Here is an 18,287-nt window from a genome sequence, read left to right on the forward strand (position 1 = left end):
TTCAGGAGTGCTGCCAATGTCCCTGCCGACCTTTACCCTGGACGGGTTCGACCTTGACGCCTTTGTCCGCGCGACCCTGGCCGAGGACTTGGGCACCGGCCGCGATGTGACGTCAGAGGCGGTGATCCCCGCCGATGCCCGGTTCGAAGGAGTGATGGACAGCCGCGATGCCATCATCGTTGCGGGCCTGCCGATTGCAGAGGCGTTTTTTCGCGCGCTGGATCCTGATGTCGCGATCGAACGGCTGGTTCAGGATGGCGACCGGGTGGCGGCCGGCACGGACCTGATGCGGCTGCGCGGAAATGCGCGGGCGATGCTGACTGCCGAGCGGTCTGCGCTGAACACGGTGCAGCATCTGTCCGGCATCGCGACATTGACCCGCAGCTATGTCGACCGGATCGAGGGGACGGGCGCGACGTTGCTGGACACGCGAAAGACCATACCGGGCCTTCGCATTGTCGAGAAATACGCGACCCGGATGGGCGGCGCGACCAATCATCGGATGGGATTGTGGGACGCGGCGATGATCAAGGACAATCACGTCGCCGTCGCCGGATCGGTGGAAAAGGCCGTGCGCCGCGCCGTGGCCGCCGGTGTCGAGCGGATCATCGTCGAGGTGGACCGGGTGGATCAGATCGAGCCTGCCCTGGCGGCGGGGGCGACCCACTTGCTGCTCGACAACATGGACCCGGCGACGCTGCGCGGGGCGGTGATCTTGGTCCGCGGACGGGTGCCGACCGAGGCATCCGGCGGGGTTCGGCTGGAAACGATTCGCGCGATCGCCGAAACCGGCGTCACCTATATCAGCGTCGGGCGGCTGACCCAGTCTGCCCCTGCCGCCGATATCGGGCTGGATTTTGCCGCGATCTGAGGCGGATGGACGGTTGCGCGCGGAACGGCTGGCGCTAGGATCGCCTTATCCGTTTCGGGGAGGACATCCACATCATGAAGCCTGCATCGATCGTTCAGTTTGACCGTTTCTACCTGGCCTCGATCGCCGTCTGGGTCGTCGGGGTGGGGCTTGGCTGGCAAACGGCCAATCAGCAGATGCTGGATAATCCGGCCTTTGCCGCCAATCCGGAAATGGCGGGGATGATCCCCGGCATTCTGGGCGGCGTCACGCTGGTCGGCGTGTTGTTTTCGCTGTTGTTCTGGTGGCTGGTGTCCAAGCGAGCGAGCACCGTCGGCAAGTGGATCATCACTATCCTGTGCGCCATTTCGGTGCTGTCGCTGCCGCTAGCGTTCATCAACATGGCGCAGACCGGCGTGCTGAACACCGTCGTCAATGTCGTGGTCGTCGGCTTGACCCTGGCGGCGACGGTCATGCTGTTCCGCGCCGATGCGACGGCATGGTTCCGGGGCGACGGGGACGAGGAGCCGGTCGACCGCACCTTTGGCTGACCTGCCACGCCAATGCATGGCGCGGCCACACAGGCCGCGCCTGCAAACCTCAATCCTGATCGATCACCACGGTTGCGGGGTGATGCCGGTCCAGATGCCGCCGGATGATCCGCAGGTTGCGGGTGTTCGAGCGAAAGAACAGGTCGGGCACCGCGCCGATCCACGGGATCAGGCCGAGCAGCCAGTCGAACCCGACATTGGCCGACATCCGCACCATCGCCCCCTTGCCCATGCCCAGGTTGCGCGCTTCCCACAGCATATAACCGCCCATGATCGCACCGATGGTTGTGCCGCCGATGGGCAGCAGGTCAAGCGCGACGTCAAGGCCGATGCGGTAATTGATGCCGGGAATCTTGATCGACCGTTCGAGCAGGTGTTCCATCGCCTCGATCCGGCGCCGCACGGACGCGGGATCGGTGCGGACCGGCAGCTTTGCCGCCATGCGGGCGAACTCTTCGCGTCCCAGTCCCTTGCCACCAGCCATTGTCCGGTCACTTCCCTTCGCGCAGCTGATCCAGCGGATGCCAGGCGCGGGGGTTGGTTTGAAACCGGCGTAGCCTGAGCGCGACCAGCGACCAGCGAAGCGGGCGCGCAATCGGAATATAGGCATGGTCATCGACCAGCGCCAGTTCGGCCGCGGCCAGCCGCTCGCGGTGGGTTTGCGCGTCACCCGCGTCCCGCGCGGCCAGAATCGCATCGCGCGCCGCGCTGCCACAGGGGCGACACGCATTTTCAAGGAACCAGCGCGCCTGATCGGACGGGGCAACCCGGTCGATCACGCGCAGATCGGCGTCGGCATCGGGCGAAACGCGCTCAACGCGCAGGCCGATTGCGGCAAGGGCAGGGCCAATCCTGCCCCATAACAGGTTGCCGCCGCCATCGGGCGTCAGGGCCAGCCGGATGACCGGTTTCCGCCCGCCATTGCGCGATCGCCAGATGCTGACCCGTGCCCGGGCCGTCGCCTGTCGTTCCTCAAGGCTCTGCGCCAGCCAGGCAGGCCGTGTCGGCTCACGGCCCAAGTCCATGGGGGCCGGCAGGATGGTGTCGATCGCGGGCCAGTCGGGGCGGAAGGCGGCGGTGATCGCCGCCCGGTCCAGCGCCATCGCCAATGCCTCCCGATTGGCTGGATCGGCCAGAAACCCCTCGCGCCTGGTCACGGCCAGGCCGAACAGGCCATGGGCCGGATCGACGCGGATATTGGCGTTGCCCGCCCCCATCCGCTCGACCAGCGGCCAGTCGCGATAGCTGCCGCCGAGGACCAGGTCGCTCTGGCGCTGGACAAATCGGGCGACCGCAATGGCCGCGGATTCGCCGCGCAACTGGATCGTGTCGGCCGGTGCAGGCTCCCCATCCGATGCGCCGTCCGCCCGTGCGGGGTCATAGGCGGGGGCAAGGACGACGGCACCGCGCACCCGATCCGCAATCCGCATCGGCCCGCTGCCGCCCCCCGCGGTCACGGCAAATTCCGGCTGGGCAAGGCGCAGCAACAGGTCCGGCATCGGGCGGCGCAGACGGATTTCGATGATCTGGGGCGTCATGGCGACGACCTCTTCGACCGGTGCGAGCAGTGACTGGCCCACCGGCAGCCGTCGGGCACGGCCGATGGCGGCGGCGGCGTCGTCTGCCGTGACGGTCTGGCCATCGGGGCGTTCGGCATCGCCGATGCGGAACACGACGCTGCCGCCATCGTCGATCACGGTCCAGCGGGCGGCAAGGCCCGGTTCGATCGCTCCGGCGGCATCCAGCCGCACCAGCCCCTGCGCCGTCGCCGCGGCCAGCACGCGCTGTGGTTCACTCATCAGGGTGCCATATGGGCTGGCCGTGCCCAGCGGGGGGCCGATCACGCTGACGCTGACGGGGATGTCGTCCGGGCGGCGCCCACAGGATGCGGCCAGCAACGCGGTCAGCGCAAACAGGGTCGGGGACAGCCGGGCCATCCCGCTGGTCTATGCCCTGAAACCGGCAAAGCCAACCTGATCCCCGCGCATTCCTGGTGCGGACGGCGGGACTCGAACCCGCACGAGCCAAGGCCCAAGGGATTTTAAGTCCCGTGCGTCTACCAATTTCGCCACGTCCGCATCAAGGGAAAGCGCCGGTGATGGCGGAGGCGAAAGCGCATGGCGGCGCGCGCGTCAAGCGCGGGCGATCATTCCGCCATGTTCAAACGGATGCGCATTTCCTTGCCGGGCTTGAAATAGGGAACCCGTTTGGCCTGAACGGCAACGGTTTCGCCGGTGCGGGGATTGCGGCCCGTGCGGGCATCGCGGGCGCGGGTGGAAAAGGCACCAAAGCCGCGCAATTCGACCCTGCCGTCCTGCATCAGGCGGCTGGTGATCTGATCAAAGAAGATCGTGACGATTCGTTCGATATCGCGAACCGAAAGTTCAGGGTTGTCCTGCGCAAGCAGGCGAACCAGTTCGGATCGGATCATGAGCATCCTCCGGGGCAACCGCCAGGATCAGTATAAGCCCGAAATGGCGCCGTCTGTCCTGCCGAACCCGGATTTTCTCGCATTTTCTGGTCGCACTAGCAAGCGAACCAACCTGTGCGGTGAATTTGGCGGGCGGGTTTCCCGTGTCGAACGAGAAACCCGCCAACCATATCAATTACTTCTGTTCGCGGCTCGCCTTCAGCGCTTCGCCCAGAATGTCGCCCAGCGATGCGCCCGAATCGGACGAACCATATTGCTGGACCGCCTGCTTTTCTTCAGCGATCTGCATCGCCTTGACCGAGAAGGTCGGCTTCTTGGACCGGTCAAAGCCAGTGACCATGGCGTCGAACTTCTGGCCGACTTGGAAACGCTCGGGACGCTGTTCGTCCCGGTCGCGGCCAAGGTCGGTCCGCTTGATGAAGCCGGTTGCGCCATCGTCGCCCGCCTGCACCTCAAGGCCGGCATCGCGGACTTCAAGCACGGTCACGGTGACGACCGCATTCTTGTTCAGGCGATCGCCAGCAGCGGCGGTGACCGGGCCACCACGCTCGAGCTGCTTCATGCCAAGGCTGATGCGCTCCTTGTCCGGCTCGATCGCCAGAACGACGGCCTGGACGGTTTCGCCCTTGCGGTGCAGCGCCAGCGCGTCCTCGCCCGAAATGCCCCAGGCGATGTCCGACATGTGGACCATGCCGTCGACGTCGTTGTCCAGACCGATGAACAGGCCGAACTCTGTCGCATTCTTGACTTCGCCCTCGACGGTCGAACCGACCGGGTGCGCCTCGGCAAAGGCTTCCCACGGATTCTGCTGCGCCTGCTTGAGGCCCAGCGAGATGCGGCGCTTTTCCTGATCCACTTCCAGAACGACGACTTCGACTTCCTGGCTGGTCGACACGATCTTGCCCGGGTGGACGTTCTTCTTGGTCCAGCTCATTTCCGAAACGTGGACCAGGCCCTCGATGCCGGCTTCCAGTTCGACGAACGCACCATATTCGGTGATGTTGGTCACGCGGCCCGACAGCTTGGCGCCGACCGGATACTTGGCGAAGGCGCCATCCCACGGATCGCTTTCCAGCTGCTTCATGCCAAGGCTGATGCGCTGCGTGTCGCGGTTGATGCGGATGATCTGGACGCGGACGGTCTGACCGATCTCCAGCACTTCCGACGGATGGTTGACGCGCTTGTAGCTGAGGTCGGTGACGTGCAGCAGGCCGTCGATGCCGCCCAGGTCAACGAACGCACCGTAGTCGGTGATGTTCTTGACCACGCCGTCAATCACCTGACCTTCGGCCAGCGACTGGATCAGGCCCGAACGCTGTTCGGCGCGGGTTTCCTCAAGCACCGCACGACGCGACACGACGATGTTGCCGCGCTTGCGGTCCATCTTCAGGATCTGAAAGGGCTGCGGGATGTCCATCAGCGGCTGGACGTCGCGGACCGGGCGGATATCGACCTGGCTGCCGGGCAGGAAGGCGACGGCGCCGTTCAGGTCGACGGTGAAGCCGCCCTTGACGCGGCCGAAGATCACGCCTTCGACGCGGGCGGTCTTGGCAAATTCGGCTTCCAGCTTGTCCCAGGCGGCTTCGCGGCGGGCGCGGTCGCGGCTGAGCATCGCTTCGCCGTTCGCATTCTCGACGCGGTCGACATACACCTCGACCTCATCGCCGACCTTCAGGTCAGCCTTCTGGCCCGGCGCTGCGAATTCGCGCAGGGGCACGCGGCCTTCCGACTTCAGGCCGACGTCGATGACGGCCAGATCATTTTCGATGCCGGTAACGGTGCCGATGACGACGCGGCCTTCAAAACCGTCGGAGCCGCCGAACATATCGTCCAGCATCGCCGCGAAATCATCACGGGTGGGATTTGCCGAAGTGGCCATAAAAACGAAGTTCCTAACAATAACATTTTCCGGCCAGCCGGTTGTTTCCGGCGGTCTTTTGGCCGAACCGTCGCGAGGGCCGAATGCCCGGCGCGACATCCTTAAAAACGCGGCATCGATTGGGGTCCGCCAAAGCGAAAAGGGCGCCCGGGCAAAATACCCTGCGCCGCACCCCGTCGGGCACCACACCCTTCGGACGGCGCGCGCATAGCGCCGATGGCTGCGGAAAGCAAGGTTTCGCCGGTGATCAGCGCCCGGCTGGCGCCTCGCGGTTTCGCTGTGCCTCGACCAGTTCGATCGCCCGTTTCACCGCCAGATCGATCGACAGAAAGCTGGTGTCGAGCGGTGCGGCATCGGCGGCCATGACCAGCGGGGCGGTTGACCGACCCGAGTCGCGTTCGTCGCGTTCGCGTATATCGGCAAGCACGCGGTCAAAGCTGACGTCGCGGCCCATCCCCTTCAGGTCGGCATGGCGCCGCCGGGCCCGGATCTGCGGCGTTGCCTTGACGAACAGCTTTGCATCGGCATCCGGCGCGATGACCGTGCCGATATCGCGTCCGTCCAGCACCGCGCCGCCGGGCTGGCGGGCAAAACGCTGTTGCCGCTGAAACAGGGCGCGGCGAACGAGCGGGTGGGCCGACACGATGGAGGCCGTGCGCCCCACCGCATCGTCGCGCAATTCGGGATCGGCGAGCAATGAATCGGGAAAGTCGCAACAGGCGACTGCATCGGCTTCGATCCGGGGGTCAAGTTCCTCGCGCAGCACCAGTGCGGCGACTGCGCGATACAGCAGGCCGGTGTCGAGATGCGGCAGGCCATAATGCCGGGCAAGCGCACGGGCGATGGTCCCCTTGCCCGACGCTGCGGGCCCGTCGACGGCGATGATCATGCCGTCACTTCAGCGCCGCGCCGGCCAGCGCGTCAAGTGTCGAGAAAAAGCCGGGATAGCTGGTCGCCACCGGAGCGGCATCGTCCAGCGTGACGGGCGCGCGGCAATGCTGGGCCGCGACGGACAGGCTCATGGCGATGCGATGATCGAGATGCGTGGTGATCGTTGCGTCGCCCGCCAGCGGATCCCCGCCGGTGCCGTCGATGATCATGCCGTCCTCCACCTCCTCGACCCGCGCGCCGATGGCGGACAGGGCAGCAGCCATCGCGGCAATCCGGTCGGATTCCTTGACCCGCAGTTCCTCGGCTCCGCGGGCAACGGTCCGACCGGATGCAAAGGCGGCGGCGACGAACAGGACGGGGTATTCGTCGATCATGCTGGGCGCGAGGTCGGGTGGCACCTCGATCGCCGACAGCGGCGCATGGCGGACGCGCAGATCGGCGACAGGTTCTCCGCCAACCTCGCGTTCCGCAAGCGCCTCGATATCCGCGCCCATCAGGCGCAGTGCCGTGACGATGCCCGACCGGGTCGGGTTCATGCCGACATTCAGGACGGTGACGTCCGACCCCGGCACGATGCTGGCCGCGACCAGCCAGAAGGCGGCGGAGGAAGGATCACCGGGCACGACGATCGATTGCGGCTTCAATTCAGCCTCGCCGCGAATGCGGATGACGCGGCCGGCCGGGGATGGCTCGACCGTGAGTTCAGCCCCAAAACCCGCCAGCATCCGCTCGCTGTGATCGCGGGTGGGTACCGGTTCGATAACGGTCGTGATGCCTGGGGTGTTAAGCCCGGCAAGCAGGATCGCCGACTTCACCTGCGCGCTGGCGACGGGCAGGGTGTATTCGATGGGCACCGCGGGAACCAGGCCGCGCATCGTCAGCGGCAGGCGGCCCCCGGGGCTGGCGGTGAATTCGGCACCCATGGCGGACAGCGGCTCGATCACGCGGCCCATCGGGCGTTTGCTGAGCGAGGCATCGCCAATGAATGTCGCGGTCAGCCGGTGGCTGGCGAGTAGACCCATCAACAGGCGGGTGGACGTGCCGGAATTGCCCATGTCGAGCGCCTGTTCCGGCTGCATCAGGCCGCCAACGCCGACACCGTCGATCGTCCAGCGGCCATCGTCGCCGCGCTCGATCCGTGCGCCCATTGCCCGCATCGCCGCTGCCGTGGCGAGAACGTCTTCTCCCTCCAGCAGCCCGTCGACGGTGGTGCGGCCGATAGCCAGCGCGCCGAACATCAGCGAGCGGTGGCTGATCGATTTGTCGCCGGGCACGCGGACCGTGCCGCGAAGCGGGCCGGCGGCGGCTATTTCGAGCGGGCGGGCGGGAGCGTGGGCGGACATGGCGGGCGGGCTTTTGACAGTGCGCTTGCGCTATGGCAAGGCGCCGCCCACTTTACAGGCCGGGCCAGAGCGCACGGCCCGGTCCAGCAGAATCGAAAGGCAAGAGGCGGCACATGGTCAAGCCGGAATGGGGCACGAAGCGAACCTGCCCGAAATGCGCGACGCGCTTTTATGATCTGACCAAGGACGAGCCGGTCACCTGCATCAATTGCGGGTCGACCTGGTATCCCGAGCCGATCCTGAAGTCCAAGCAGCCGCTGCCGTTCGAAGCGGTCAAGGGGCCGGTCGAGAAGGTCGAGACGGACAGCGATCTGGGTGCCGACGAGGATCTGGACATCGCGGACGACGATACCGATTCGCCGGATGACGAGGTGGATCTGGGCGGTGACGACGATCTGGGTGTCGATACCACCGACGCTGAAGACGAAAATTAATGGATTAAGCGAGCGCCCCTGCATCGGGGCGCTTGCATTCCCTGAAAGGCGTCGTTAGAGGCGCCTTCCCGGACATGTGGGGCCGTAGCTCAGCTGGGAGAGCGCTGCAATGGCATTGCAGAGGTCAGGGGTTCGATCCCCCTCGGCTCCACCATCGATTTTAAGCCCTTGAAGTGGCTTAAAAATCCCGGAAAACCAAGGCTTTTTACAGGCGGCTGTTACATTTGTAATAGGAAGCCAAAGCCATGTGCACATACCTCGCCAAGCGCGGATCAACCTATTATTTCCGCCGCGTAATCCCGGTCGAATTGCGTCCTGCCTTTGATGGCCGGACGGAGTTCATGATGTCCCTTCGCACGAAGGACCGGGAGCAGGCGAAGCGTCTGATCCCTGCCCGCACCATAGATACTGACAGGGCGCTAGCCGTCGCAACTGAGACGCTAGTCCAAGCTGTGCCTATGGACCCGGCCGACAGGCGCGAAAGCGCAGCAGATCGACTCATGCGGGCGATGCATGAGCATAATGAGGTGGGCAACCAAATCGTAGCTGACGAGATTGCGGAGCAGGAAGCCCGGCAGGCTGCCCGCGAGGAGGAACGTCAGTATTGGCGTCGCCGGATGCGTTTCACCACCCGCGAACTTTCGCCTAATGAAGCCGCTGTCAAAGACCTGTTGTCACAAAAGGACTTTGATCTTGAGCTTGCCCGCGACAGGATCGCCTCCCTCACCATAGCTCTACGGGAAGCGAAAGCCGCTGGCGATCCGGATGCACTTGCCCGCTCGAATAAGCCGTCGATGTCCATTGCGGCTAACGAGGGGCAGCAACAGACCGGGGTGATGCTGGATGACACTATCGTCCCCCGCTGGGCGGCAGAGCGTAAGGTGGCCGCAAAAACCAAGGATACCCATGCATCCGTAGCCCGCCGCTTCTACAACAAGATGGGCCGTATGCCTGTCGATAAGGTGACGCGCCGGGATGTGCTCAGTTTCAAGGATAGGCTGATCGAGGATGGGCAAAGCATTGCCAACATCAACACGATCATTGGCAGGCTTGCTACCCTTATGCAGTGGGCCATGGATAATGAGCTTGCCGCGAGCAACCCCGCCAAGGGGATAGCGATGCGCGACCCCGACCGTGCCCGGAACAAGCGGCGCGAGTTCGATCTAGCTTCGCTCAATGCAATCTTTGCCAGCCCAGTCTACGCATCGGCCAGTCGCCCTACGGCAGGAAGAGGAGAGGCAGCGTATTGGATGCCTTTGCTGGCATTGTTCACAGGCGCGCGAATGGAAGAGCTTGGCCAGCTTCGACCGGCCGACATAACGGAAATCAGTTACCCGGATATGGACGGGGTTCAGCAAACAAGCTGGTTTATCCGCATAACAGAGGATGCAGAGGACAATCTTAAGCTGAAAAACGCTGCCAGCGAACGGGACGTGCCGCTGCATCCTGAGCTTGTGCGGCTGGGCTTCCTAGCCTTTGTCAACCAGTTGAAGGCCCAGGGTTCTGACCGGCTGTTTCCCCGATTGAGGCCGGACAAATATGGCAGGCTTACCGCTAAGTGGGGCGAATGGTTTGGCCCCTACCTCCGCGAGGTCGTTGGCGTCAAAGACAGGCGGCTGGTATTCCATTCCTTCCGCCATACGTTCAAGCAATATGCCCGCCTGTCCAACATCATCGAAGGCGTGCAGAGGCAGATAATGGGCCACAGTGCTGGCGACGTGGCCGATGAGTATGGCAGCGGCTATCCGCTGTTTCAGGTCGTCACCGGCATGGCGCAATACCGCATTCCCGGCCTCACCCTACCCGCACCTTGGGAGGCGGGGCAGGATCGAGGCGGATAGTCAGTCGAGGCTTTCGGCAGGGCGCTGCCAGCCTGGCAGGGCAGAGGGTTCAGCGCGGGGCAGGGGTGACCCTGCCAGCGGCCTTGCCGCGCCCTCCCACGCCCGCTCAGCACGGGCATCGCTGGCTATGCTGGCGGCCGGTCGGGCGGATGCGCCACCCTGATTGCTCCAGGCGTCTTTTCCAGCCCCGCCAGGGGGAATTGCGGGGCGTCCGGCTGGCTGTGGTGCGGCGGGATTGGCCTGCCTCTCAGGGGCGCTCTGAGCGGCTGTGGTGAAGGCGAATTGCTGCGGCTTGCCGTCATCCCATCCCATGCCCATTGCCGACCAGTTGACCCGGCCCGCTGCGGCGTCCTCTGCGGTGATTTCTCCGTTCCGCACGGCAAGCGCCGCCATGTCCGCCCGCATCATCGGTTCAAGCCCGGCAACGGCTGCCTCGTCGCCCGTGCGGATATATTCCCTGAGCGCAGTGTCATAGCGGGCGACGCTGGCGGAGTCGCTGGCTTCGATCAGGGCATCCACCCGCTTCATGGTGGGAACGAGCGCGGGATTGGCCTTCGCAAACTCGATCAGCGCCGCCTTGTGAGCGTGCCAAGGGGTGCGGCCGGTAGCCATGATGGTTCGTGCCCGTTGCTGGATGGCGGCAACGTCCTTCCCTGCCGCATGGGCGATGCAGAGGGTGGCGTTGATCTGGGCGCGTTGCTTCTGGTTAAGCGTAGTCATTTTTGGAGTTTCGTTCTTTCTTTCGGATACAGGCGAGGGTGTAGCTATAGGCTTTGGCGATGATGTCGCCGGTGAGGCATGGGCTCCCCGCTTGCTCCCATTGCCTGAATACGGCGCAATAGACGTGATGCGCCTCCTTCTGGCTTTCGACGGACAGCCGGGCCAGGATGTCGATACGCTCCTTGCCGGATGGAAGCGGCAGACCCGCCCGGCAAAACTCCCGGTCGATCATGGACTGCATCACAAGGGTCGCCACATTGGCGGGCGCTGCCATTGCCTCATATTCCGGGCTGTCGATCCAGCGCAGCACGGCGCATAGTTGGGCATCGCGGAATGCAAGGTCCGCATGATCGGGCAGCCGTTCCTGTAACTCCGCCAGGGAGCGCGGGCGCTGCGGATGCCGATAGGGTCCAGCGGGCGGGCGGCGGAACGGAGGAAGGTGCCGATCCTGTCGCGGCGCGTTCCGCGTCAGTTCCTTGAGCGTCGCCTGCCTAGGCAATATGGAACGCCTTTGTCTGTGTCATGGCGGAGCTTGGCAGGCCCGCGTGTCGGGATTGCATTTTCAGGCCGTTGAATGCCGTGTCAGCAAGGGGCAACGCTGGCTTGCGGTCAGCGGAAATAGCCACGGCGCTTGCCGGACAGGTAGTTGCTGATCGCGGCGAACGGGTCGCCCGGAACAAGGTTCAGGATGTCAGCCGGGATCAGGTTGGGCTTATGCTGCAACAGGTGCCCCAGCACGGTATCGGGCAGCATCTCAAAGCCATCGACGGATTGCTGCTGCCAGACATTCTCACGGGCGTTCATGTCATATCGCAGGCTCTCCCATGAGATGACGAATCGGTCATGGGCAAGGCCGCTGCGCTGATCGCGCCCGATGCGATCAACCTTGAAGTTCCGGTTCGCCTTCTCGAAGGCTGCCACAGAGGCCTTAGCTTCCTCTTCAAGCGCCTTGCTCAGCTCGGCAGTGAGTTTTTCGCCCTCCTTGGCCAGGCGGGCAGCGGTTGCCTTCGCAGCGTTCAGCCGGTCGAACAGGGCAACATCCTCACGGGCAGCGGCAAGGGCGTGAGCATTGCGGGCCATGTCGTCGCGAATGTCATAGGTGGTGCGGGTGGTCATTGATTTGGGTTCCTGTTGGAAGAAGCGCGGGCAGCGGCCACCCTTTCCGGCGTGGCATTGGCCCGGCGCGGAAGGACGGCGGCGCGGGGCCGCAGGTTGGGATTATCTGAGTGGAAGGCGGCTAGCGCCGCTGCGGCCGGATTGGGGCCAGGCGTGCGCCGGAGCGCATAGTCGGGGAAGGGCAGTCCAAGGACGGTGAGCGTTGCCCGCAAACCCGTCATGATCCGGCGATCGGAGCGGGTGAAATACTGTTCTGCCTGAGGGCTATAGAGCGCATCGGCATTGATGGTGATGGTGTTCATTGATCCTGTTGAGGTGAAGTTATGTCCACGTGAGCAAGAGAGATAGCTCCCGGATGGATGGCCGGGGCAGCCGGAGGCAAACCGGGATCAGCCGGATGCGTGAGCAGGGACAGGTGATGCCTGTTTGATGGGAGAGGATTATCCGGGATTAGCTAGGATAATTATTTGGGGGATACCGGATAGAATTGCTCGGCATCATCTGGTTTTTGAGTCATGGTAGTCTGTCAGGGTCGCTTGGTTTCTCAGCCCTTACTCATATAAAGTATTGTGTTATGCTATCAGTATATCCAGTATTATATACTGATCCTAGATTGGGAAAGATGTTGGAGGGCTGCCCGGGCTACTCCCGATCAAATAGATGAAATTTCCATTCAATCTGAGGGTATGCCCGGCCTGCCTTATCTGATCCTGAGTTGGGATGAGCGTCGGAAGGTGTTGCCCGGTCGCGCCACCGCCAAGACCTAAGCCTCGACGCCTACTCCGGGATTGCTCCCTATCTAGCGCGATGCCGTTTTACGCCCGGCGAACGGCGGCGAACATCTCACTTTGGCAATGCCAATGTGTTTCCTGTTCGACGATGGTATCGTTTCAGTATTTGACCCTCAAAGCAGTAGGGTTGGCTGATTACGATCGAATGAGATAGCCGCTGCGGCTCCATATGCGTGACGGTATCGTTTCGTTATTCGTTTCCAACGCACCCGTGCGACGCTATCGCTGGATAATGTCGTTAACGATAGCCACCCTGCTTGTATTTGCGCCTGATCCCAAAGAGGCAACCGTAGCTTGGATGCACTGTGTCTCATATGAGTCGGAGGCCATGGCAATTAGCCGAGAAGCGGCCGATTTAGTTGTGACAGCGGCTTTCGGCGCTTGCCAAAAACAGGAAGATGATGCGCGTTCTGCCTGGGCACCTTCCTATAAGCAGGCGTTTGGGGATAACGGTGATCCGATTGCCAACCTAAAGGCCCAAGTTCGTGAGGTTATGACAGCACGGGTAATAAAGAAGAGGATGGCTTTGGAGGCACCCAAAAACTAGTTTAGGTGTGAAATTATGCGGCTAAAGCATTAAATTAGTTTCGGGGAATACGGCTCGCTCCGCTCAGCCGGTGACGCAGTATTCCCGGCCTACCCCGCTAATCACGGTGCCCGCAAACTCGCTGATCGCTCACCCGGATCAGGGCAGAGCTTTAGGTCCAACGGACCAGGCGGGCCACGCCTCGGGGTGCTTTCGTGGCGGTCGTCATCACCGCGAGCACCAAAAATCATAACCCGGCTTTCGAAATGTGTCAATTTTGCCCTAGGAAGCCCGCAGGACTCAGGTGAGGGATTTTGGCTATCCAACAGCCCCCCCGGCCCAGATGACTCTGAGCGGCCCTCCTAGGGCAAGTTATGGCATGCCCATGGATTGCCGCTGATCCCGGCGCGTCATTTGCCCGTCATGCGGTCGTTGAGTGCCCGGATCATGCAGAGCAATACCGGGATACCGTCGCCTTGGAGATGCCGAAATGCGCCATCGTCTGTGCAATGCTGGCCCCGTTCGCCTTTCGCCACTCCGCGACGGTCTTTGCATCGGCCGCAAATGGACGGCCGAGTCCAGCCTTCCCCCGGTGCGTCATGCCTGTGGCTGCCAGCGATGCCTTGGCGGCTGCCCGCCCGCTGTCGCAGCGCTCCTTGATCCGCTGGCGTTCCATGTCTGCCATCTGGGCCAGGACGGCGACGATCAGCTCGCCCACGCCGCGACCGATCGGCCCCAACCCGCGAACGTCCAGTGTCACCCCGCGATCCAGCAGCTTTCGCACCGTGGCTTGCACGTCCAGCGCATCGCGCCCTAGCCGGTCCAAGGCATAGACAAACAGGGTATCGCCATCCCGTATGTAATCCAGCAGCTTGGCAAAGCCGGGGCGGTCAGCGGCAAGTGTCGCTCCGCTTATGCCTTCGTCGGTAAACTCCCTGTCGAAGCCGCCTCCAAGGGCTTGGCGCTGGGCTTCAATGCTCTGGGCGTCTGTGGATACGCGGTAATAGGCAACACGGCTCATGGCTTTATCCCTCACAAGTTATTCGTGACTTATGAGGGATACTCATAAGACAATCAAGTATCTTATGAGGTATCTTAGAGCCGTCGATCCGGAGTGCCTCATAAGCTACAAGTTGTGAGTCAGGGCATCGGCAGAGACAGCAATCCGGCTGGGCTGGGTTTGGCATTGGTGACACGCCACGCCGGGAGAACGAACCGCCCGCAATAATACAGGTTGCGCTAGGCGTGTCATAATTGCAGCGGGCAGGCCTGCCTATGGGGGACATCACGCATCAGGTTGGTCAGAGTTGGCCCTTCGCACGAGTATGCCGAAATTAGGTCATTGACGATCTATCGCCTTGGGCCTTAGATTTAGAACAGACAATGAACGTCTTCAAAGGTGATGTTATGGGCACAACCAACTTTGCAATAGCTTCTGAGCCTTTTGTTGATTTCGATACGTCAGGGTGGTCTCAACCCAATAGAGAAAACTTAACTGGCGCTTTGAACAATCTTTCGGGCGTAACGTCGGTATCATATGCAGGTGCAGGCAATACTACGCGCGTCCGTTATAACCCCCATGTAACAGATCGTAGTATCTTGATTGATTTGGCAACCGAAGCAGCAGATCGCATCTTGCCTGAATATAAGTTTAATGAAAGGTAAACTAGAAAATCCGTCAAATAGATGCAAAATTGCAATATAGGAGGGGCCGTTGCCAGCAGATTGGTGGAACTTATCTTCGCCATTCATCGCGGCAGTGACCGCTGTGTTCTTGGCCCGTCGTGCAGATAGGGAAAAGGTAAACTGCTACGTGGGTTGGACAATCGATTGGGACGATGTGGAGGACCGGCCCTATGAATGGCCATTCGTTGCTATTCACAATCGTTCTCCGCATAAAATCGCGGTACGTAGCGTCCGTTTTCTGACTGGAGTATTTATTAAAACTGTCCATGAAGGCACGGCACTGGCCTATGACGACCCATTCGATCTTTCATTTCCATATCTAATCGATCCTGGCGAAATTAAAACACTGCAACTAGATCATCAAGCAGCGCAGAAGGTGCTATCGAGGTCGTCTCGAATTTCGCGCGTCATAAATTTCTGTGCTCGCCAGCCAAGACTGATGATCGAGTGTGTAACGACAGGCAGCACTCGGCTCAGAGCATCTGCGGAAGAATTGCTGCCTTGGGACGAGCGGCAGCGCTGGGCGAAGCATTAACCAGGGGGCTTGCGTCCAAGCCGAAAGTGTTACATCCGGCTGTCACAGCCGCTACAGTCTGCATTAAAAGCCAATCGTTTTCAGGTGGTTACGATCCGGAAGTTCGATCCCCCTCGGCTCCACCACTTCCCTTTCCCGATCATCGTTGACGATGGCCAGAGCCGCGGCGGCGCGGGCGGGCGGGTGTTGCCTAATCGGCGTCAGCAATAGCAGTTGGAGTGGCCGGAGCGGTTGCGGCGGCGCGTTCGCGTTCGGCGCGGGCGCGGTCGGTGCGGTCCTGGCGGTCGGCCATGTGGAGCCATGCGGCCTCGGATCGCAGGGCGCGGTCGCGGACATTGTCGAGGATCGCTGCGTCCGCTTCGGCGCGGGCGCGGGCGGCATTTTCGCGGTAGGGCGGCTGGGCCATCATCATCCTTTCGCTGCAAAGCCGGGAATATGGACCGGGCGGCAGGGGGTGCCCGCCGCCCGGCCGATCGGGTCGATCAGTCCGCAGCGGCCAGATTGACCGCGCTGGTCTTGCCCCGACGATCCTGTTCCAGTTCGTAGGACAGACGCTGATTCTGCTGCAGCGTGATCATCCCGGCGCGCTCGACGGCGGTGATGTGGACGAATGCGTCATTCCCGCCCGCGTCGGGGGCGATGAAGCCATAGCCCTTGTCCGAATTGAAGAACTTGACGGTTCCGGTGATGCTCATGGGACTTTCCTTCATGTTGGCGGCCGCGCCCAAGGCGGGCGGAGCCTCGCGCTGGCAGGAGCAGGGAATGAAGGAAGAAGGAGCCGCAAAGCGCCGAAGACCGTCGATATGCGACTGTAGCCCCCCGGATATGGGTACGCGGCCCCCGTTGCGCAAGGGGAGGGGCCGGTGCAGGGCCGGTGCGCCGGGCCGGGCAAGTGTCGGAAGGGGACGAAGGTGACGGCACGTCCCCCCTGGAATCGCCCCCGCTGAGCAGCCCCCGGCCGGCCGGTCGGGTCGGTGGTTGGCTGACAGTTTGGACACTTTGTACGGGTTTTCATGCGGGGTGACGACACCGCGCGGGCACGCAGCGGCATTGCCCGTCACCCGGCGGGGCGCCGGGACGGGGTACGGAATGTGAGGGTGCCGAAGAAGTGCCATGATCGCCCGACCGCAAGCGCCGCGCAGGGCGGCAGGGCCGGGGAGGATAGGCAGGGAAGGGTGCTGTAGGACAGCGCCAAGCGCCCGAGCGATCAGCGCAAGCTAATCGCAAGGCCCGCGTGCCCACGCGGGAGCGCAGGCCGGCCGGCGTGCGGGCGGCACAGCCGACCGACACGTCCGACCCCGGCCTTCGCCGGGGCAGGCTCGCGGCTTTGCCGCGACGGCCTTTACCAAGTCAGGCCTGCCCCTTGGTCGCATCAGCCAGCCCGTGCCGCCAGCCGGGATCCACCCCCGCCCGCGGCCCGCGGACAATCCTCCCAAGCGCAAAAGGCGCGACAAGCCGAAGCCTGCCGCGCCCCCTGATCGTTTCGGGCCGTCGCTCTGACGAGAGCGGGTTACTTGCCCTGAAGCGCGTGCTTCAGATCGCGCATTTCGTCATGGCCGGCGCGGACCGAGGTCCAGGCGTGGCCGATGGCCGAGCGGGTTTCGGGGGACAGGCCGTCATCCTTCAGCGCGTCCTCGAACTTCGCCTTGATATGATCCTCGCCGCGCTCGACCTCGTTGACGATCGCCTGATCGTCCTGGCCGGTGACGGCGGATTTCAGGTTGAGGAACATGCGGTGCGCGCCGGCAAGGGCGGTGCCGTCATCCTCCGGATCGCCGCCCAGCCGGGTGACTTCGGCCTGAAGCGCGCTCGCGGCCTGACGCCGTTCGGACGCGCGGCTGTTGAACATCTGAACATAGCGGCTGTTTTCCGCATCCTTCGCGGCCTCGGTATAGCCGTCCACGCTGTCGATCGTGGTGGCGATCAGCGAATTGAGGGTGCGGATATCGTGGCTGGTATCGGCCATGGCGTCTCTCCTTGTTTCCGGTTGGGGATACAGAGAGGAGCGCATGAGCGGCGGGATGGTTGCGTGGGGCGGGGTTTGTAGTCCGGTGAAAGGAGCCAATTGGCTTACTCGGTAAACACGCAACCCATGGAAATGCCCAAGCCTGTGCTATTCGTATCCTCGTCAATTCGCATGATGCCGATGGATTTGAAAAAACCGGGACTTTCAATGCAGGATAGGTATGAGGTGACGGATGGGATCGATACTTAGCGTATTAATTACAGCCGGGCTTGGGACATGGCTCGCCTATTTATGGCAGCAGCGATCAGCCAAGGAAACAAGGTTTTTTGAAGCATCGAGGGTTCAACATGAGCTGATGCGACAAGCGGCACGCAATATCGCTGCGCTTATCGGCAAACGCCTGTACGCAACGCACAGGATTTGTCGGATATCAAAGTCGAATGCTTACTTTGAAGAAGCCATAGCAGATTATCGGGAATGTATTATTGAGTGGAATAGACAGCATCTACAAATGGATCTTGACATTCGTACGCTGTTTATCGGTCCTGCTGTCGTCCAGTTTGAAAATCTCCAAGGGCGGCTGGCAGTTCTTACTAATGATGTAAGTCGTCATCTAGAATCCGCTGGGATTGATACGCCACCAGCCTACGAAATTATTCGTGCAGCAGAAAACCTGAGAGGAGACTATTTTAGCTTTCTACAAGACATGATTGATGAAGCTAATAAC

At 62.4% G+C, this 18,287-nt stretch carries 21 protein-coding genes and 2 tRNA genes; 8 read left to right on the forward strand and 15 right to left on the reverse strand.

Annotated features, from left to right (window positions below; genetic code table 11):
- Window positions 1-16 precede the first annotated feature (16 nt).
- The gene (nadC, locus tag ACNI3Q_RS11360) at window positions 17-871 is read left to right on the forward strand and encodes a carboxylating nicotinate-nucleotide diphosphorylase (RefSeq protein WP_426276767.1); all 855 of its coding nucleotides are present in this window, start codon (window positions 17-19) and stop codon (window positions 869-871) included.
- A 74-nt stretch (window positions 872-945) separates the two neighbouring features.
- A complete protein-coding gene (locus tag ACNI3Q_RS11365; RefSeq protein WP_426276769.1) occupies window positions 946-1,401 on the forward strand; it encodes a hypothetical protein in 456 nt (151 codons plus the stop codon).
- 49 nt (window positions 1,402-1,450) lie between these two features.
- On the opposite strand, the gene ACNI3Q_RS11370 is transcribed toward ACNI3Q_RS11365, so the two are convergent.
- The 7 genes from ACNI3Q_RS11370 to aroA form a co-directional block, all read right to left on the reverse strand.
- Window positions 1,451-1,885 carry a DUF4112 domain-containing protein gene (locus ACNI3Q_RS11370; protein ID WP_426276771.1) on the reverse strand — a complete coding sequence of 145 codons (435 nt, stop codon included), beginning with the start codon at window positions 1,883-1,885 and terminating at the stop codon, window positions 1,451-1,453.
- A gap of 7 nt (window positions 1,886-1,892) precedes the next feature.
- Window positions 1,893-3,338, reverse strand: a complete 1,446-nt coding sequence (locus ACNI3Q_RS11375) for an ABC transporter substrate-binding protein (protein WP_426276773.1) — start codon at window positions 3,336-3,338, stop codon at window positions 1,893-1,895.
- A 54-nt stretch (window positions 3,339-3,392) separates the two neighbouring features.
- Window positions 3,393-3,479 (reverse strand) — tRNA-Leu (locus ACNI3Q_RS11380).
- Window positions 3,480-3,547: 68 nt separating this feature from the next.
- Window positions 3,548-3,832 carry an integration host factor subunit beta gene (locus ACNI3Q_RS11385; protein WP_426276775.1) on the reverse strand — a complete coding sequence of 95 codons (285 nt, stop codon included), beginning with the start codon at window positions 3,830-3,832 and terminating at the stop codon, window positions 3,548-3,550.
- A 175-nt stretch (window positions 3,833-4,007) separates the two neighbouring features.
- Window positions 4,008-5,711 (reverse strand): 30S ribosomal protein S1, encoded by a 1,704-nt coding sequence (rpsA, locus tag ACNI3Q_RS11390; protein ID WP_426276777.1) that lies wholly within the window; start codon window positions 5,709-5,711, stop codon window positions 4,008-4,010.
- A 247-nt stretch (window positions 5,712-5,958) separates the two neighbouring features.
- Window positions 5,959-6,600: a (d)CMP kinase gene (locus tag ACNI3Q_RS11395; protein ID WP_426276779.1), complete on the reverse strand. Its 642-nt coding sequence runs from the start codon at window positions 6,598-6,600 to the stop codon at window positions 5,959-5,961.
- Between the two features lie 4 nt (window positions 6,601-6,604).
- Window positions 6,605-7,945 (reverse strand): 3-phosphoshikimate 1-carboxyvinyltransferase, encoded by a 1,341-nt coding sequence (aroA, locus tag ACNI3Q_RS11400; RefSeq protein ID WP_426276781.1) that lies wholly within the window; start codon window positions 7,943-7,945, stop codon window positions 6,605-6,607.
- Window positions 7,946-8,058: 113 nt separating this feature from the next.
- On the opposite strand from aroA, the gene ACNI3Q_RS11405 reads away from it, so the two are divergent.
- The 3 genes from ACNI3Q_RS11405 to ACNI3Q_RS11415 all read left to right on the forward strand — a co-directional run bounded on the left by ACNI3Q_RS11405 (window position 8,059) and on the right by ACNI3Q_RS11415 (window position 10,220).
- Entirely contained in the window at window positions 8,059-8,379 is a 321-nt protein-coding gene (locus ACNI3Q_RS11405) for a TIGR02300 family protein (protein ID WP_426276783.1), read from the forward strand.
- Window positions 8,380-8,457: 78 nt separating this feature from the next.
- Window positions 8,458-8,533: transfer RNA gene (locus ACNI3Q_RS11410), tRNA-Ala, on the forward strand.
- Between the two features lie 91 nt (window positions 8,534-8,624).
- Complete coding sequence (locus ACNI3Q_RS11415) at window positions 8,625-10,220, forward strand: DUF6538 domain-containing protein (protein WP_426276785.1); 1,596 nt, start codon at window positions 8,625-8,627, stop codon at window positions 10,218-10,220.
- Here the strand turns inward: ACNI3Q_RS11415 and ACNI3Q_RS11420 are convergent, their stop codons facing one another.
- The 4 genes from ACNI3Q_RS11420 to ACNI3Q_RS11435 all read right to left on the reverse strand — a co-directional run bounded on the left by ACNI3Q_RS11420 (window position 10,221) and on the right by ACNI3Q_RS11435 (window position 12,358).
- On the reverse strand, window positions 10,221-10,940 hold the full coding sequence (locus tag ACNI3Q_RS11420; RefSeq protein WP_426276787.1) for a hypothetical protein: 720 nt from the start codon (window positions 10,938-10,940) through the stop codon (window positions 10,221-10,223).
- Window positions 10,927-11,250 (reverse strand): hypothetical protein, encoded by a 324-nt coding sequence (locus tag ACNI3Q_RS11425; RefSeq protein WP_426276789.1) that lies wholly within the window; start codon window positions 11,248-11,250, stop codon window positions 10,927-10,929. Before ACNI3Q_RS11425 ends, ACNI3Q_RS11420 begins: the two co-directional genes overlap by 14 nt.
- 299 nt (window positions 11,251-11,549) lie before the next feature.
- Complete coding sequence (locus tag ACNI3Q_RS11430) at window positions 11,550-12,056, reverse strand: hypothetical protein (protein WP_426276791.1); 507 nt, start codon at window positions 12,054-12,056, stop codon at window positions 11,550-11,552.
- A complete protein-coding gene (locus ACNI3Q_RS11435) occupies window positions 12,053-12,358 on the reverse strand; it encodes a hypothetical protein (protein WP_426276793.1) in 306 nt (101 codons plus the stop codon). The genes ACNI3Q_RS11430 and ACNI3Q_RS11435 overlap by 4 nt, the downstream gene beginning before the upstream one ends.
- 658 nt (window positions 12,359-13,016) lie before the next feature.
- On the opposite strand from ACNI3Q_RS11435, the gene ACNI3Q_RS11440 reads away from it, so the two are divergent.
- A complete protein-coding gene (locus ACNI3Q_RS11440) occupies window positions 13,017-13,394 on the forward strand; it encodes a hypothetical protein (RefSeq protein WP_426276795.1) in 378 nt (125 codons plus the stop codon).
- 424 nt (window positions 13,395-13,818) lie between these two features.
- Here ACNI3Q_RS11440 and ACNI3Q_RS11445 read toward each other — a convergent pair whose 3' ends face one another.
- Window positions 13,819-14,394 carry a recombinase family protein gene (locus ACNI3Q_RS11445; protein ID WP_426276797.1) on the reverse strand — a complete coding sequence of 192 codons (576 nt, stop codon included), beginning with the start codon at window positions 14,392-14,394 and terminating at the stop codon, window positions 13,819-13,821.
- A 362-nt stretch (window positions 14,395-14,756) separates the two neighbouring features.
- Here ACNI3Q_RS11445 and ACNI3Q_RS11450 point away from each other — a divergent pair, with 362 nt between their 5' ends.
- Window positions 14,757-15,038, forward strand: a complete 282-nt coding sequence (locus ACNI3Q_RS11450) for a hypothetical protein (RefSeq protein WP_426276799.1) — start codon at window positions 14,757-14,759, stop codon at window positions 15,036-15,038.
- A gap of 148 nt (window positions 15,039-15,186) precedes the next feature.
- Window positions 15,187-15,594, forward strand: a complete 408-nt coding sequence (locus tag ACNI3Q_RS11455; RefSeq protein ID WP_426276801.1) for a hypothetical protein — start codon at window positions 15,187-15,189, stop codon at window positions 15,592-15,594.
- 190 nt (window positions 15,595-15,784) lie between these two features.
- On the opposite strand, the gene ACNI3Q_RS11460 is transcribed toward ACNI3Q_RS11455, so the two are convergent.
- The 3 genes from ACNI3Q_RS11460 to ACNI3Q_RS11470 all read right to left on the reverse strand — a co-directional run bounded on the left by ACNI3Q_RS11460 (window position 15,785) and on the right by ACNI3Q_RS11470 (window position 17,560).
- Window positions 15,785-16,000, reverse strand: coding sequence for a hypothetical protein (locus ACNI3Q_RS11460; RefSeq protein ID WP_426276803.1), 216 nt, complete (start codon window positions 15,998-16,000; stop codon window positions 15,785-15,787).
- A gap of 76 nt (window positions 16,001-16,076) precedes the next feature.
- Entirely contained in the window at window positions 16,077-16,289 is a 213-nt protein-coding gene (locus tag ACNI3Q_RS11465) for a cold-shock protein (RefSeq protein WP_260020385.1), read from the reverse strand.
- Window positions 16,290-17,104: 815 nt separating this feature from the next.
- The gene (locus ACNI3Q_RS11470; RefSeq protein WP_426276805.1) at window positions 17,105-17,560 is read right to left on the reverse strand and encodes a ferritin-like domain-containing protein; all 456 of its coding nucleotides are present in this window, start codon (window positions 17,558-17,560) and stop codon (window positions 17,105-17,107) included.
- Window positions 17,561-18,287 lie beyond the last annotated feature (727 nt).

Origin of the sequence: Sphingomonas eleionomae (assembly GCF_049889035.1) — a bacterium.
In the GTDB taxonomy this organism is placed as follows: Bacteria; Pseudomonadota; Alphaproteobacteria; order Sphingomonadales; family Sphingomonadaceae; genus Sphingomonas.